This window comes from Microbacterium sp. SLBN-146, from assembly GCF_006715145.1.
GTDB lineage: Bacteria > Actinomycetota > Actinomycetes > Actinomycetales > Microbacteriaceae > Microbacterium.
Window position 1 is genome coordinate 1,150,436 of sequence record NZ_VFMR01000001.1, and the last position, 15,088, is coordinate 1,165,523.

A 15,088-nucleotide genomic window follows, 5' to 3' on the forward strand; every position below is an offset into this window, starting at 1 on the left:
AACATGACAATGACTCCGGAACAGGCGACCTGGTTCGAGGGCACCTTCACGCGCCTGGTCGACAACGTGGACCGAGCCATCATGGGCAAGCGCGAGGTCGTGGGCCTCGTGCTGTCGGCGATGCTCGCCGAGGGCCACGTCCTCCTCGAGGATGCGCCGGGAACCGGCAAGACGAGTCTCGCCAAGGCGCTCGCGGCGACCGTGCAGGGCACGAGCGCCCGCATCCAGTTCACGCCCGACCTGCTGCCGTCCGACGTCACGGGCGTCACGATCTACGACCAGGCCAACCACCGGTTCGAGTTCCACAAGGGCCCCGTCTTCGCCTCGATCGTGCTCGCGGACGAGATCAACCGCGCATCGCCCAAGACGCAGTCGGCGCTCCTCGAGGTCATGGAGGAGTCCCGTGTGACCGTCGACGGTGTGACGCACGAGGCCGGTCGCCCCTTCCTCGTCATCGCGACGCAGAACCCGATCGAGCAGGCGGGCACGTACAAGCTGCCCGAAGCGCAGCTCGACCGCTTCCTCATCAAGACCTCGATCGGATACCCCGACCTGGAGATCGCCGAGCGGATCCTCGGCGGCGCGGCCGACCGCAACCCGTCGTCGCACCTCCCCGCGATCATCACGACCGGTGCCGTCGCCGACATGGCCGACCTCGCCGCGACGGCGCACGTCGAGCCGGCGGTCCTCCGCTACACGGCGCAGCTCGCCGAGGCCACGCGCACCGACCCGGCGACGCGTCTCGGTGTCTCGGTCCGAGGATCGATCGCCATCATCCGCCTCGCCCGCGTCTGGGCCGCGTCGCAGGGCCGCCACTTCGTGACGCCCGACGACATCAAGACGCTCGCGGCGCCCGCGTGGACGCACCGCATCGTCATGGACCCCGAAGCGGAGTTCTCCGGCACGACCGCCGCGACCGTCATCGCGCGCACGCTCGAGACCGTCGCGGCACCGCAGGCGAGGTCCGCGGCCTGATGACGGCGGAGGCACTCGGATCGGGCGCTCCCTCGGTGGAGCGACGGGAACGCGCGCAGGGGATGGCCCTGCGCGCGTGGGCGCGCGCGCGCGGCATCCTGTCGGTCATCCGTCCCCTCGCCTGGGTGCTCATCGTCGCCGCCATCGTCCTGTGGATCACGGGCCAGACGCTCGGCTGGTGGGAACTGACCGTCACGGCCGTCGTCATCGCGACCGTCGTGGCCCTCTGCGCTTTCTTCCTCATCGGCCGGACCGCCTACGACGTGACGCTCGACCTCAATCGCACGCGTGTCGTCGTCGGTGAACGTGCCGTCGGCGCGCTGACGCTCGCGAACACGAGCTCGCGCGCGATCCTCCCCTCGCGCGTCGTCCTCCCCGTGGGGTCCGGGCGTGGTGTGTTCACCGTCCGGCGTCTCCCCGCGGGCGAGACCGCCGAGGAGCTGTTCGCGATTCCGACGCAGCGTCGAGGCGTGCTCAAGGTGGGTCCCGTGAGCGTCGTCCGCGGCGATCCGCTCGGCGCCTTCGAGCGCGTGCATCGGCGCGACCAGCCCGTCGACCTCTTCGTCCACCCGCGGACCGTCCTCTTCGACGGCCAGTCGCTCGGGTTCCTCCGCGATCTGGAGGGACTTCCCGCGACCGACCTGTCGCGCGATGACGTGTCGTTCCACGCCCTGCGCGAGTATCAGCCCGGCGACGACCTACGCCACGTGCACTGGAAGTCGACGGCGCGCATCGGCGAGATGATGGTGCGGCAGTACGAAGAGACGCGGCGATCGCACTTCGTCATCGCCCTGTCCCGCAGCGCCGCCGACTACCGCAACGCCGACGAGTTCGAGCTCGCGATCTCGGCGGCGGGGTCGATCGGCCTGCGGGCGCTCCGCGACTCGCAGCGCGTCGAGGTGCGCGTCCAGGGGCGGGAGCTCCCCGCGGCCACGGGCAAGCAGTTCCTCGACTCGCTCTCGGCGGTCGAGCACTCGCGGCCCCGCCAGGGCGGGATCGTGGAGCTCTCCGGCGTCGTGGCCGCGACCCTCCCGACCGCGAGTGTCGTCGTCCTGGTGGCGGGAAGCGCGGTGGAGGCCGCGACGCTGCGGATCGCGTGCGCCCGGCTCCCGTTCGGTGCGCGTGCCCTCGCGATCGTCGCCGAGGCGGGCGCGACCCCGTCGCTCCGTCGGATCGGCGATGCCGACGTCATCACGATCGGGGCGCTCGACCAGCTCCCCGCCGCGCTTCGGAAGGTGCTCGCATGACCGCCGACGCACAGCATGGACGCGAGGGACTCGAGCTCCGCCGGTGGGTGCTCGACCTGTCCGCCGTGGCCCTCCTCCTCGCTGTCCCCATCGCAGGCTTCTGGCCCACCTTCGCTTCGGGCGCGTACCTCGTCGCCGCGATCGGCGGGGCGCTCCTCGGCATCGCGATCGCCGTCGCGGGGACGCTCTGGCGCTGGGGCGTGCTTCTCCTCGCCGGCGCGACGGTGCTCGTGTACTTCCTCTTCGGCGGCGCGCTCGCTCTTCCCCACACGACCGTCGTCGGTGTCGTGCCGACGCTCGACACGCTGCAGCAGCTCGCTCTCGGGTCGGTGACGTCATGGAAGCAGCTCCTCACGACGGTCGCTCCCGTCGCGGCATCCGATGGCCATCTCGTCGTGCCGTTCCTCCTCACCCTCGTCTCGGCGGTCCTGACGGCGAGCCTCGCGCTGCGTCTGTCGCGCCCGGCGTGGGCGCTCATCCCGGTCGCGGTGTTCCTCGCGCTGCAGATCGCGATCGGCACGTCGGAGCCCGCTGTTCCCGTCGTGCAGGGCGTCGTCTTCGCCGTCGTCGCGGTCGTGTGGCTCTCGGTGCGCGGCTCGTGGGAGCACGGCGGCGCGGCGCACTCGATCGGCGGCGGCGACGAGCAGGCCTCCCGTGGCGCGGCACCTCGACGGGTCCTCCTCGGCGCGGGCGTCGTGGCGGTCGCCGTCGTCGTCGGCGTCACGACGAGTGCCGTCGCGGCCCCCGACGCACCGCGGTACGTCCTGCGCGACGTCGTGATCCCGCCCTTCGACATCCGTCAGTACCCGAGCCCCCTGCAGAGCTTCCGCGCCCTCGTCCGCGACGACGCCGCCGAGTCGCTCTTCCGTGTCTCGGGACTTCCCGAAGAGGCGCGCGTCCGCGTCGCGGCGATGGACGCCTACAGCGGCACCGTGTACAACGTGTCCGACGAAGGGGCTGGTTCGTCGAGCGCCTTCCGTCCCGTGCGCGGCGAGATGTCTCAGGACGCCGAAGGCACCCCCGTCACACTCCGCTTCGACATCGATGCGTGGAACGCGGTCTGGATGCCGGAGGCCGGTGCCGTGACGGATGTCGTCTTCGACGGGGAGAACGCCGACGAACTGCGGCGAACCGCCCACTACAACGAGTCGACCGGTACGGGCGTCGTGACGTCGCGACTGACCCAGGGCGACGGCTACACGCTCGACACGATCCTCCCTGTCTCGCCGAGCGACGAGCGCCTCGCCGACGAGGCCTTCGCCCCCCTCAAGCTGCCCCGCCAGGAGGGCGTTCCCCAGGAATTCGCCGACATCGCCTCGAAGGCCGTCGCGGACGCGGCGACCCCGATCGAGCAGGCGCGTGCCCTGGAGAGCTTCCTGGCGGAGGGAGGCTTCTTCAGCCACGGACTCGAGGGCGAGGTGATCTCGCGCGCGGGCCACGGTGCCGAGCGGATCACGACGCTCCTCGGCGGCGATCAGATGGTCGGCGACGACGAGCAGTATGCGACGGCGATGGCGCTTCTGGCGCGTGAGATCGGCATTCCGGCGCGCGTCGTCATGGGGTTCTACCCCGACGAGGATGCCGCGGGGGAGGCCGTCTTCGAGGCGACCGGCGACACGCTCCACGCGTGGGTCGAGGTCGCCTTCGAGAATGCCGGGTGGGTCACGTTCGACCCCACCCCGCCCGAAGACAAGCTGCCGAACGACCAGACGACGAAGCCGCGCGCCGACCCCAAGCCGCAGGTGCTCCAGCCGCCGCCGCCCGAGCAGGAGCCTGTCGACCTTCCGCTCACGGTTCCGGACGACCGTGAGAGCGAAGACGAGAACGATGCCGGAAACGGACTCCTCGGCACGATCCTGCTGATCACCGTGAGCGTTCTCGGTCTGCTCGCGCTCCTGGCTTCGCCGTTCATCGTGATCGGCCTGCTCAAGGCCGCGCGCCGTCGCCGTCGTCGTGAGGCGGAGCGTGCATCCGACCGCATCAGCGGCGGCTGGGACGAGCTCGTCGACCGTGCCGTCGACTTCGGGACACCCGTCCGCGAGGGCGCGACCCGCCAGGAGGATGCCGCTGTCGTCGGCGATGCCTTCGAGGAGACGCGCGTCGTCACGCTCGCCCGTCGGGCCGACCAGGAGGTGTTCGGACCGAGCGATCCTTCGCCGGAGGACGTCGAGGAGTTCTGGCGTCAGGTCGACGAGATCGTCGGCGGAATGGCGACGCGGCGCTCGCCCTGGCAGCGCCTGCGGGCCAGACTGAGTCTGCGCTCCCTGCTGGCCGGCACGAAGCTCGCGCTGGCACCGCGCACCCCGAAACGCACACCGCGGGCCGCCAAGGACGACGCCCCCGAGGAATCGGAGACCGAATGAGCCAGCCGACCACCGCCTCCGCGCAGGTCAGCGCCGCGCCCGCGTCGCTCGGTCGTCGCGCCGGCGCCTACCTGATCGACCTCGCGATCAGCACCGTCGTCCTCGTCGTCGCCGCTGTCATCGGCGTCGCCGTCGCGCAGCCCGCGGGCATCCGCGACGATGCCGCTCTCGCGATGGCGATCCTCGCCGTCTACGGAGTCGTCGCCCTCATCGGGCTCGTCTGGGTCGTCGTGTACACGTGGATGCAGGGCGGCCGCGGATCCGTCGGCCAGCGTCTCGTGCGGATCCGTCTCGCGGACGCGGAAAACTCGGCGCCCATCGGCTTCGGCCGGGCCCTGCTGCGCAACCTCATCTGGGGCCTCGCCGCGTACGTCATCGTCGGCTACTTCTCCGTGCTCTTCGATTCGTCGGGGAGGCGTCAGGGCTGGCACGACAAGGTCGCGAACACGCTGGTCGTGAACACGACGGATGCCGGGGGGCGCGGCTCCACGTCGGCACCGGCCGCCGCCGCGCAGTTGCCTTCCGCCGCAGCGCAGGCGACGGCGACCGCCGTGGCATCCGCTCTGCCCCCCGTTCCCGGGAGCGCCCCCGTCTTCCCCGGTGCGGCCGCGTTCGCGCCGCCCGCGTTCCCGGCACCCGCGACGGGAGTGCCGCCGGTGCCTCCGCTGCCGATGCCTTCGCAGCCCGTGTCGCCCCCGCCCGTGTCGCCGCAGTCCGTGTCTCCGGTGCAGAGCCCGGAGCCGTCGCGTTCCGCGCCGACGGGACCCGGCGCGATGATCTCGAGTGTCCCGGGCATCACGATCGACCCGGAGCCCGCGGCATCCCGGACACCGACTGCCCCCGTCGCCGCTCCCGCACCGGCCGCTCCGCTCTCGCCTCCGCAGGTGTCGGCGCCCCCCGCACCCCGGGCTGAAGCGGCGCCGGCGACGGACGAACTCGACATCGACGAGACGCGCGCCGCTGCTCCTGCCCCGGCCACCGCCCCCGCGGCGAGCCGCGAACTGACCGTGCTGTCGTGGGACGACGGCACGCGGACAGCCGTCTATACGCGGACGCTGTTCGGTCGGAATCCGGCACGCGAGGACGGTGCCGTCGTCGCATCGATCCGCGACGAAACGCTCTCGCTCTCCAAGACGCACTTCGAGATCGGACCCGCCGCCGACGGCGTCTACGTGCTCGACCGGCATTCCACCAACGGCACGACGCTCGTGCGCGGAGGGGGACGCCAGCAACTCGTCGCAGGAACGCGGACGACCCTCGTGGCAGGTGACGTGCTGGAGTTCGGTGATCGCCGCGCCACCGTGGGGGAGCGATCATGAACCCGCCGCTCATCGAGGTCGTCTCCGGCTCCGCGACGGATGCGGGGCTTCGCCGGCGCATCAACGAGGATTCACACATCGCGAGTTCCCCCGTCTTCCTCGTCGCTGACGGGATGGGCGGACACCAGGCGGGCGAAGTCGCGTCTGCCGCCGTCATCGCCGCATTCGCGGAGCTCGTCGGGGGTCCGTCGACGTCGACGATGCGCGACGTGCGTCAGGCGCTCGAGCGGGCCCGCCATCGCGTCGCGGATCTGCCCCTCGCGGCGGAGGGCGCGGGAACGACCCTGACGGGTGTCGTGCTCGCCGACGTCGACGGCGTCGGATGCTGGCTCACGCTCAACGTCGGCGATTCGCGCACCTACCTCCTGAGCGAAGGTGAACTGGAGCAGATCAGCGTCGACCACTCGCTCGTGCAGGAGCTCATCGACAGCGGCGAACTGGATCCCGTCGCCGCCGCCTCCGACACGCGGCGCAACGTCATCACGCGCGCGATCGGCGGCGGCAGCAACGCCGAGGCCGACTACTGGGTCATCCCCGCGCAGCCGGGTGACCGGGTGCTCGTCTGCTCCGACGGCCTCACGGGTGAACTCGGACGGGGGCGGATCGACGCCATCCTCCAGACCGAGGCCGACCCGCAAGCCGCCGCCACGCGGCTCGTCCATGAAGCCATGCTGCACGGTGGACGCGATAACATCACCGCGATCGTCGTCGATGCCGTCGCCGTTCACACACGAGAGAACATCGCCCCCCACGATGTCGACGATGTCGACGAAGACACCCGACCGCGCGTCGGGGCAGGAGGGGATCGTTCATGATCGTCGGTCGATACGCACCGGGACGACGCCAAGCCGTCGTGACCGATCACGGGGTCGTCGTCGTCGGGGCCGACGTGCCTCTCACGCTCCTCGAGCGTGTCTGGCTTCAAGCTGCCGCCGGACGCGGCCTTCCCGCCGTGCTCGAGGCGCTCACGGGGGCGTTCGGCACGTCGCTCGCCGCGATCCCGCCGTTCGCGGTCGCTCTGCAGGAGTCGACGGGCGTGCGCGTCGTGGTGCGCGGTCCATTCGAGATCGACGTCGAGACGACGTCGGGTGTCGAGTCGTTGTCCGGCTCGGGTGTCACGACGTGGACCGAGCGGAGCCTTCCCGGTGTGCGCCGCGTATCGATCCTCGACGGCACCGAGGGCGGCGTCGCGGAGTATCCCATCTGCGACGGCATCGTGCTCGTGTCGGCGATCCGTGTCGACTTCGGTGATGAGGCGGATGCCGTCGGCCCCGCGTCCGTGTCGTCGCCGGTGTCCGTCGTCTCGGCTGCGCCTGCGGTCGAGCCGTCGGACGTCGAGGATCCGCTGGCGGGGGAGGACACGATTCCCCTGACCGCGGTCGAGGACGAGATTGACGGTGCGGAGGACGCGGACGCGGCGCCCGAAGGCGCGGGCGAGGCTGCGCCAGAACCGGAGCCGGAACCGGAACCAGAACCGGAACCAGAGCCGGAGCCGGAGCCGGAACCAGAACCAGAGCCGGCACCTGCCGCGCCGGCCCCCACCACGCCGGGGCTCATCGACTCCGCGACGGTTCTGACCGCGGCGGGAGCCGACACCCTCCTGCCGGGCGACTCCACGTTCGCGCGGGCATCCTCTCCGTCGACCGGGGCTGATGCGGCATCCGTCATCGACAACGAACTGGCCGCGACGATCGCGCGTCCCACCCCCGCTTCCACCCCGGCGGACGGCGACCACGACGGTGCGACGATCTCGCTCGCGGAAGCGCGCCGTCTTCGCGGCGGTGTGTCGGATTCCGCACCTCCGCCGCTCGCGCCGCCGCGCCCGCCCGCTCCCGGCCGTGTGCGCCTGTCGACGGGACAGGTGCTCCTGCTGGATCGCACCGTGGTCATCGGGCGTCGACCGCGATCCACCCGTGTCGTCGGCACCGACCTTCCGCACCTCGTCGCCGTCGAGAGCCCCGAGCAGGACATCTCGCGCAGTCACGTGGAGCTGCGGGCCGAAGGCGACAGCATCGTGGCGACCGATCTGCACACGACGAACGGCACGACGCTGCATCGTCCGGGCGCCGACCCCGTACGGCTCCATCCCGGTGAGGCGACCGTCGTCGTCGCGGGAGACCTCCTCGATCTCGGCGACGGCGTGACCGTGGCGATCGAGGACCTCGGATGAGCGCCAAGCGCGTCCCGATGACGCCGCCGGACCTGCCCGGCTTCACCTACCTCGACGTGCTCGGGTCGGGCGGTTTCGCCGACGTCTATCTCTACGAGCAGCAGCTTCCTCGGCGCCGCGTGGCCGTCAAGGTGCTCCTGACGGAGCGGATGTCGACCGGCGCCGTCGACGAGTTCGCCGCCGAGGCCAACGTCATGGCGATGCTGTCGACGCATCCCGCGATCGTGACGATCTACCAGGCCGGCGTCGCGGGCGACGGTCGGCCGTACCTCGTGATGGAGTACTGCCCGAAACCGAACCTGCAGGTGCGATACAAGCGCGAGCCGTTCTCGGTCGCCGAGTCGCTCCGGATCGGTGTGCAGGTGTCGGCGGCCGTCGAGACGGCTCACCGTGCGGGGGTCCTCCACCGTGACATCAAGCCGGCCAACATCCTCGTCACGGAGTACAACCGTCCCGCGCTGACCGACTTCGGAATCGCCTCGACGACGGCCGCGGCGGCCGAGTCGGCGGGTCTGTCCATCCCCTGGTCGCCGCCGGAATCCTTCGCAGACGTCCCGCGGTCTGATCCGCGGTCCGACGTCTACGCGCTCGGAGCCACCGTCTACACGCTGCTTGCCGGACGCTCGCCGTTCGAGTTCCCGGGCGAGCGGAACACGGGCGCCGACCTGATCCAGCGCATCGAGACCGCCGCGTTGCCGCCTCTCGCTCGCGCCGACGCGCCGACGTCGCTGCGCTGGGTGCTCGAACGCGCGACGGCGAAGAACAGCGCCGACCGGTACGAGTCGGCGCTCGCCTTCGCACGAGCGCTGCAGAAGGTGCAGATCGAGCTCTCGCACTCCGTCACGCCGATCGACATCCTCGACGACGCGCTGCCCGAGGACGACATCGAAACGGACGACGGCGACGGGCTCACGCGCGTGCGAGGGGTCGTCAGCATCGATCCCGAGACGTCGCCCGCGGCAGGTCTCACGCGTCCCTCGGCGACAACGGCACCCGCCTCGCCGCGGTTCGATTCGTCACCCGCCCCGTTGGAGACGGTGGTCCGCCCCGACGCTCTCGACCAGACGGTCCTCCGCCCTCCGGCGGCGCCGGCATCCGACCCGTTCGAGACGGTTCCGAGGGAGCGGGTCTCCGCGGCATCCGTCGCCCCGACCGAGACGGAACCCGCGCGGCCGGCCTCTCCCGAGCTCCCTCCGCCGCCGGAGGCGCGCACGGGGCCCGCGGTCGAGGCCCCGTCGTCCGCGCCACCTGCCGTGGCGCCCGCGCGGCGATCGCGTCGGACCGCGGTGACGTGGTCGCTCGTCGGAGGAGGCCTTGCCGTCATCGCGGCGGTCATCGTGGGCGTTTCGCTTCCCGGCATCCTGGCGGGAGGAGACCCCACCCCGCCACCGCCCGACACGACGGCCGTTCCGCTCGATCCCGTGTCGCCGCTCGTCCCGGCACCGGAAGCGCTCACGGGCGTCGCCGGCGCGGAAGGCGTGACGTTCACCTGGACGCACCCCGACCCTCAGGACGGCGACCACTTCCTGTGGGCGGTCGATGCGGCCGGCGGAGAGGCGGCGTTCGAGAGCACGACGGAGACGTCGGTCACGGTCCCCGCGGACCCGTCGGGGCGCACGTGCATCGAGGTGCTGACGGCGCGGTCGAACGGGCAGTCCTCGGAGTCGGTCACGGGGTGCGCTCCATGACCGGCGAGTTGACGGTCGAGTTCGCCGGCGAGGTGTTCGCGGTTTCGCCGGACGACGTCTTCACGGTGGGTCGCGAAGGGGATCTGTCGATCGACGACAACCTGTTCCTCCACCGCAACTTCCTCACGATCGAGAACATCGAGGGGCTCTGGCTGCTCTCGAACGTCGGAAGTCGCCTGTCGGCGACCGTGACGGACTCGGGCGGGCGCGTGCAGGCGTGGCTCGCACCCGGTGCCCGTCTGCCGCTCGTCTTCGCATCGACATCCGTCATCTTCAGCGCGGGTCCGACGACCTACGAGCTCACGGTCACGTCGACGGCACCCACGTTCCACGAGAATCTGCGGATCGACGAGACGGGTGACGACGGCCTGTCGACGATCGGCGACGTCCCCCTGACGCTCAGCCAGAAGCTCATGATCCTCGCGCTCGCCGAGCCCGTGCTGCGCCGGGAGGGTTCGGGGATGAGCGAGCTGCCGACGTCGGGCCAGGCGGCCGAGCGGCTGGGGTGGACTCTGACGCGCTTCAACCGCAAGCTGGACAACGTCTGCGACAAGCTCGACCGCATCGGCGTCCCCGGCATGCGCGGCGGAGTGCGCTCGTATGCGACCAACCGCCGCGTGCGTCTGGTCGAGCATGCGATCGCAGCCCGCCTCGTCACGCGCGACGACCTCCCCCTCCTCGACGACGTCACCCTCCTCGCCGACCCCCGCGGCCCGTCCCCCGACGACGAGTAACCCCCCTCTCCGCCGAGAAGACCCAAACCGTCGCTCGGCGGCCGGTTTCGGAGCAGTTCGGGTCTGTTCGGCGTGATGGCCCCGACGGATGCTGGAAGGTCGAGCCCCGTTGCGGGCCCCGTGCCGATTCGGCGAGAAGACGCAAAGTGCTGCGCCGAGGCCGACATTGCAGCAGTTCGGGTCTTCTCGGCGGAAGGGGCGGCGGCGGAAGGGGCGGCGGCGAAGCGGGCCGTCGGCGAAGCGGGGCCGCCGAAGGAAGGGGGGAGGGGATGCCTCAGCGGCCCGAGTCGTAGAGGTGGCGGCCGCCGTGGCTCAGGACCTTCACGACGACGCCGCGGCTGTGGAGCTCCGCGACCGTCCGGGTCTCTTCGTCGATGTCGCGGCCGAGCGCGTGGACATTGGCGACGACGAGAACGTCGCCGCGGTCGAGGCGTCCGAACAAGCGCACGAGGCGCTCCTCCCACGACTCGAGCGTCTCAGGGGACGGATGACGGAAGCCCTCGATCGGCACGCCGAAACGCGACAACAGGTTGCGCTGTTCGACGACCGGCGGCATGTCGTCACGCGACACGACGAGTCCGACGAGGCGCGAGCCCTCGGGCCGGGCGAGCCACCAATCGCGATCGACACGCAGTTCCGTGAAGCACTCGGGACACTCCGCAGCGGGATGCGGGACGGGAATCGCGCCCGTGTCGAGGACCGGATCGGCGTCGCGCGTCGTCGCGGCATCCGTCGCTTCCGTCATGTCCTGCTCCTTCGACCCGTCTATTGTCGCCCATGAACGTGCGGCCGGGCGACGGTTGTCACTCCGCGTCGAGGCGCAGGCGCAGGCTCAGCTCGTCGGCATCCAATTCGGCCAGAGCGTGGCGCAGGGCAGCCGTGCTGTACGTTCCGTCGGACGAGATCTCGACCAGCCGCGTGCGCATCGCCTCGATCAGCAGAAGCCGCACTTCGAGCACGTCTCGCGCTCGCGCCGTCGTCTCCTCGTCGGGCGGCGTCGTCAACCGCGAACCCACCCGCTCGACGAACTCCGCCGGGAACTCGCTGCCGTCCAGACGCGTCAGCCCCCCGCGGTGAAGAGCGGATGCCGCGGCAACCCGGAGCTCCTCATCGATGCGCTTCTGGTCGGCCTGGTCGACGATGTCCTCGTCGCCGCCGTCCAGGCGCAGCGCCCGGACGACCCACGGCAGAGTGAACCCCTGAAGCGCGAGACTCCCGACCGCGACGAGGAACGCGACGAAGATCAGCAGCGGCCGCTCCGTCGTCTCGCGGGGGAGCGTCTGGGCGGCGGCGAGCGTCACGACGCCCCGCATCCCCGCCCACGCGATGATCGAGCCGTGCTTCCACCCGAGCGGCGAGGCCTGGTAGTAGTCGAGGTCCGCGAAAGCGCGGGCGAGCCGCCGCCGCGCGCCCGAGACGCGCTTCTCGTGCAGCGCGGGACTGCCCCGGCGATCTTCGGGCGACGACTGGGCGAACTCGTCGATGCGCGCCTCGAAGACTTCGAGCCGCTCGCGCTCCTTCGTGCGCGCGCGTCTCGACTGGATCCACACGAGCATCGACACCCACGCTCCGCGCACGACCAACACGATCCCGAGCGCCGCCGCGGCGAGCCACAGCCCGTGCCAGATGCCGTGGTCGCTGCCGAGATTCGCGTCGAGGATCGACTTGAGTTCGAGCCCCATCAGGAGGAAGACGGCGCCCTCCAGCACCAGTTCGACGGTCCGCCAGTTGAGTTCGTCCGACAGTCGCTGCTCGGGAGTGAAGCGGCGTGCGGCACCCTGACCGACGACGATTCCCGCGACGACGGATGCCACGAGTCCCGACCCGCCGAGCTCCTCCGTGGGCAGGTAGGCCGCGAAGGGGACGACGAAGCCGATCGCGGTGTTGGCTGCCGAATGGCGCACGAGCGCACGGAGCCGCAGCGCCAGATATCCCGTGAGGGCGCCGATCACGACGGCGATGACGGCGCCCCACACGAAGGCGCCGACGAACGTCCCCGGCGAGAATCCGCCTCCCGCGGCGACGCCCGCGACGGCGACGCGCAGGATGATGAGCGACGTCGCGTCGTTGAGCAGGCTTTCGCCCTCGAGAAGCGTCGTGACGCGCCGGGATATCCCGAGTCGCTTCACGATCGACGTCGCGACGGCGTCGGTGGGGCTCAGGATGGCGCCGAGCGCCAGGGCGAGGAGGAAGGGCAGGCTCGGGATGACCGCCATGAAGAAGAACGCGAGAGCGACCGCCGTCAAGAGCACCAGCACGACGGACAGTCCCGCGATCGGCCGGAAGTCCCGCCGGAACTCGATCGCCGGCAACGAGACCGCCGCCGAGTAGAGCAGGGGAGGCAGGACTCCCACGAGGATGATCTCCGGATCGATCTCGGGCACGTCGACGAAGGGGAGGAGGCTCACTCCGAGCCCGAGGAGCATGAGGAGCAGAGGTCCGGCGATGTTGAGCCGCGGGCCGATCGACGTGGCGACCGCGATGACGACGATGCCGAGGATGACGAGGACGAGGGGATCGATCATCGCCGCCCCCTCGGATCCTGCTGCGGGGTTCCCGGCTCGACGACGGAGAGCGGCGAAGTCATGGCACTGAGCCTATTGCCGACGCGGAGGGCCTATTGCCCCGTGCGGATGCCGGGAGCACGACTCCGATCTGCCGCGTGACCGCACGATTTCCCGGCCGTGAGGTCTGCGGCGCGATACCGTGAGGCATGACCTTCAACGACAACGCGCGCGTCGGGGGGAATACCGCCAAACGGCGCGGCGCCGGCGTCGCCGTGGCCGGCGGTGGGCTCGTCGGAATCGGGGCGATCGCCGTGCTGCTCCTGAACCTCTTCACGGGGCAGGACTTCTCCAGCATCCTGAGCGGGGGCGGCGTTCCCGGAGGCAGCTCGTCCGAGGGGACCGTCATCGAGAACTGCGAGACGGGTGCCGATGCGAACGAGCGCGATGATTGCCGCCTGGCTGCGGCATCCGTCGCGATCGACCAGTTCTGGCAGCAGAACGTGCAGGATTATCGCGCCCCGCAGCTCATCATCGTCGACGGTCAGACCCCGACGCGATGCGGCACGGCGTCGAACGCGACGGGTCCCTTCTACTGCCCACCCGAAGAGACGGTCTATGTCGACCCCACCTTCTTCGGCCTCCTGCGAGAGCGCTTCGGCGCGTCGGCCGGTCCGCTCGCCCAGCTCTACGTGCTCGCGCACGAGTACGGACATCACGTGCAACAGATCGTCGGCATCATGGACAGCTACCCCAACAACGGCACGGGCCCCGAGAGCAACGGTGTGCGGACGGAGCTGCAGGCCGACTGCTTCGCGGGAGCATGGGTGGGCGACATGACGGAGCAGGTCGACGAGAACGGCACTCCCTTCCTGCAGGCGCCGACCGACGCGGAGATCCGTGACGCGCTGGATGCCGCGGGCACGGTCGGAGACGACCACATCCAGGAGTCGCAGGGTGGCTTCGCCAATCCTGAAACGTGGACGCACGGGTCGAGCGAACAGCGCCAACGCTGGTTCCATGCCGGATACGAAGGCGGTGTGGACGTGTGCGACACGTTCGCGCGAGGAGTCCAGCTGTGAGCGGTCCAGCACACCTCGACGAGATCCTGTACCCCGCGATCGAACCCTACGAGACCGGTGAGCTCATCGCCGGGGAGGGGAATCGCCTCTACTGGGAGCAGTCGGGCAACCCCGACGGGAAGCCCGTCGTCTTCCTGCACGGTGGGCCGGGAGCCGGAACATCGACGTGGCACCGGCGCTTCTTCGATCCCGAGCGCTACCGGATCATCCTGTTCGACCAGCGCGGATGCGGACGCTCGACGCCGCACGCGAGCGATCCGTCCGCCGATCTGCGACACAACACGACGTGGCACCTGGTCGCGGACATCGAGCTGCTCCGCCGGAACTTCGGCATCGATCGATGGCAGGTCTTCGGCGGGTCATGGGGGAGTGCGCTCGCGCTCGCGTACGCGCAGTCGCATCCCGACGTCGTGTCGGAGCTCATCGTCCGCGGCGTCTTCACGTTGCGCAGGTCCGAACTGGAGTGGTTCTACGAGGGTGGGGCCTCGGCGGTGTTCCCCGACGAATGGGAGGAGTTCATCGCCCCCATTCCCGTGCTCGAGCGCGGGCACCTCATCGAGGCCTACCATCGGCGCCTCGTGGACCCCGACCCTGCCGTGCACGTGCCTGCCGGCATCGCGTGGTCGAAGTGGGAGGCATCGACGCTCACGCTCCGTCCTGACCCCGACCTCGTCGCCGGGATGACGGAGCCTGTCGCCGCGACGGCCTTCGCCCGGATCGAGAACCACTACTTCCTCCACGGCGGATGGTTCGACGAAGGGCAGCTGATCGCGAAGGCCGGCGTGCTCCGCGACATCCCCGGAACGATCGTCCAAGGTCGCTACGACATGTGCACGCCCGCCATGACGGCGTGGGATCTTCACCGCGCATGGCCGGAGGCCGAGTTCGTGATGGTTCCGGATGCCGGTCACGCGGCCTTCGAACCGGGGATCGCCCATGCCCTCCGCGCCGCGACGGATCGGTTCGCCGACGGCGAGTGAGTTATCCACAGGCGTTCTGATCGCCG

At 70.6% G+C, this 15,088-nt stretch carries 12 protein-coding genes; 10 read left to right on the plus strand and 2 right to left on the minus strand.

Annotated features, from left to right (window positions below; translation table 11 throughout):
* Positions 1–3: 3 nt before the first annotated feature.
* Genes FBY39_RS04990 through FBY39_RS05025 form a run of 8 tightly spaced genes read left to right on the plus strand, consistent with a single transcriptional unit; the run spans position 4 to position 10,496 of the window.
* On the plus strand, positions 4–975 hold the full coding sequence (locus tag FBY39_RS04990; RefSeq protein WP_141930709.1) for a MoxR family ATPase: 972 nt from the start codon (positions 4–6) through the stop codon (positions 973–975).
* Entirely contained in the window at positions 975–2,222 is a 1,248-nt protein-coding gene (locus FBY39_RS04995; RefSeq protein ID WP_141930711.1) for a DUF58 domain-containing protein, read from the plus strand. The genes FBY39_RS04990 and FBY39_RS04995 overlap by 1 nt, the downstream gene beginning before the upstream one ends.
* Positions 2,219–4,585 carry a transglutaminase domain-containing protein gene (locus FBY39_RS05000; RefSeq protein ID WP_141930713.1) on the plus strand — a complete coding sequence of 789 codons (2,367 nt, stop codon included), beginning with the start codon at positions 2,219–2,221 and terminating at the stop codon, positions 4,583–4,585. Before FBY39_RS04995 ends, FBY39_RS05000 begins: the two co-directional genes overlap by 4 nt.
* Positions 4,582–5,904, plus strand: a complete 1,323-nt coding sequence (locus tag FBY39_RS05005) for an RDD family protein (protein ID WP_141930715.1) — start codon at positions 4,582–4,584, stop codon at positions 5,902–5,904. Before FBY39_RS05000 ends, FBY39_RS05005 begins: the two co-directional genes overlap by 4 nt.
* Positions 5,901–6,719, plus strand: a complete 819-nt coding sequence (locus tag FBY39_RS05010) for a PP2C family serine/threonine-protein phosphatase (RefSeq protein ID WP_141930716.1) — start codon at positions 5,901–5,903, stop codon at positions 6,717–6,719. Before FBY39_RS05005 ends, FBY39_RS05010 begins: the two co-directional genes overlap by 4 nt.
* Positions 6,716–8,074 (plus strand): FHA domain-containing protein, encoded by a 1,359-nt coding sequence (locus FBY39_RS05015; protein WP_141930719.1) that lies wholly within the window; start codon positions 6,716–6,718, stop codon positions 8,072–8,074. Before FBY39_RS05010 ends, FBY39_RS05015 begins: the two co-directional genes overlap by 4 nt.
* On the plus strand, positions 8,071–9,762 hold the full coding sequence (locus FBY39_RS05020; RefSeq protein WP_141930721.1) for a serine/threonine-protein kinase: 1,692 nt from the start codon (positions 8,071–8,073) through the stop codon (positions 9,760–9,762). Before FBY39_RS05015 ends, FBY39_RS05020 begins: the two co-directional genes overlap by 4 nt.
* On the plus strand, positions 9,759–10,496 hold the full coding sequence (locus FBY39_RS05025) for a hypothetical protein (protein ID WP_141930723.1): 738 nt from the start codon (positions 9,759–9,761) through the stop codon (positions 10,494–10,496). The genes FBY39_RS05020 and FBY39_RS05025 overlap by 4 nt, the downstream gene beginning before the upstream one ends.
* Before the next feature lie 274 nt (positions 10,497–10,770).
* Here the strand turns inward: FBY39_RS05025 and FBY39_RS05030 are convergent, their stop codons facing one another.
* Positions 10,771–11,241, minus strand: coding sequence for a recombinase family protein (locus FBY39_RS05030; RefSeq protein WP_141930725.1), 471 nt, complete (start codon positions 11,239–11,241; stop codon positions 10,771–10,773).
* Positions 11,242–11,299: 58 nt separating this feature from the next.
* Positions 11,300–13,021, minus strand: a complete 1,722-nt coding sequence (locus FBY39_RS05035; RefSeq protein WP_141930726.1) for a sodium:proton antiporter — start codon at positions 13,019–13,021, stop codon at positions 11,300–11,302.
* A 188-nt stretch (positions 13,022–13,209) separates the two neighbouring features.
* Here FBY39_RS05035 and FBY39_RS05040 point away from each other — a divergent pair, with 188 nt between their 5' ends.
* Together FBY39_RS05040 and pip are read left to right on the plus strand one after the other, a co-directional pair.
* A complete protein-coding gene (locus tag FBY39_RS05040; protein ID WP_141930728.1) occupies positions 13,210–14,082 on the plus strand; it encodes a neutral zinc metallopeptidase in 873 nt (290 codons plus the stop codon).
* Positions 14,079–15,062, plus strand: a complete 984-nt coding sequence (gene pip / locus FBY39_RS05045; protein ID WP_141930729.1) for a prolyl aminopeptidase — start codon at positions 14,079–14,081, stop codon at positions 15,060–15,062. Before FBY39_RS05040 ends, pip begins: the two co-directional genes overlap by 4 nt.
* Positions 15,063–15,088 lie beyond the last annotated feature (26 nt).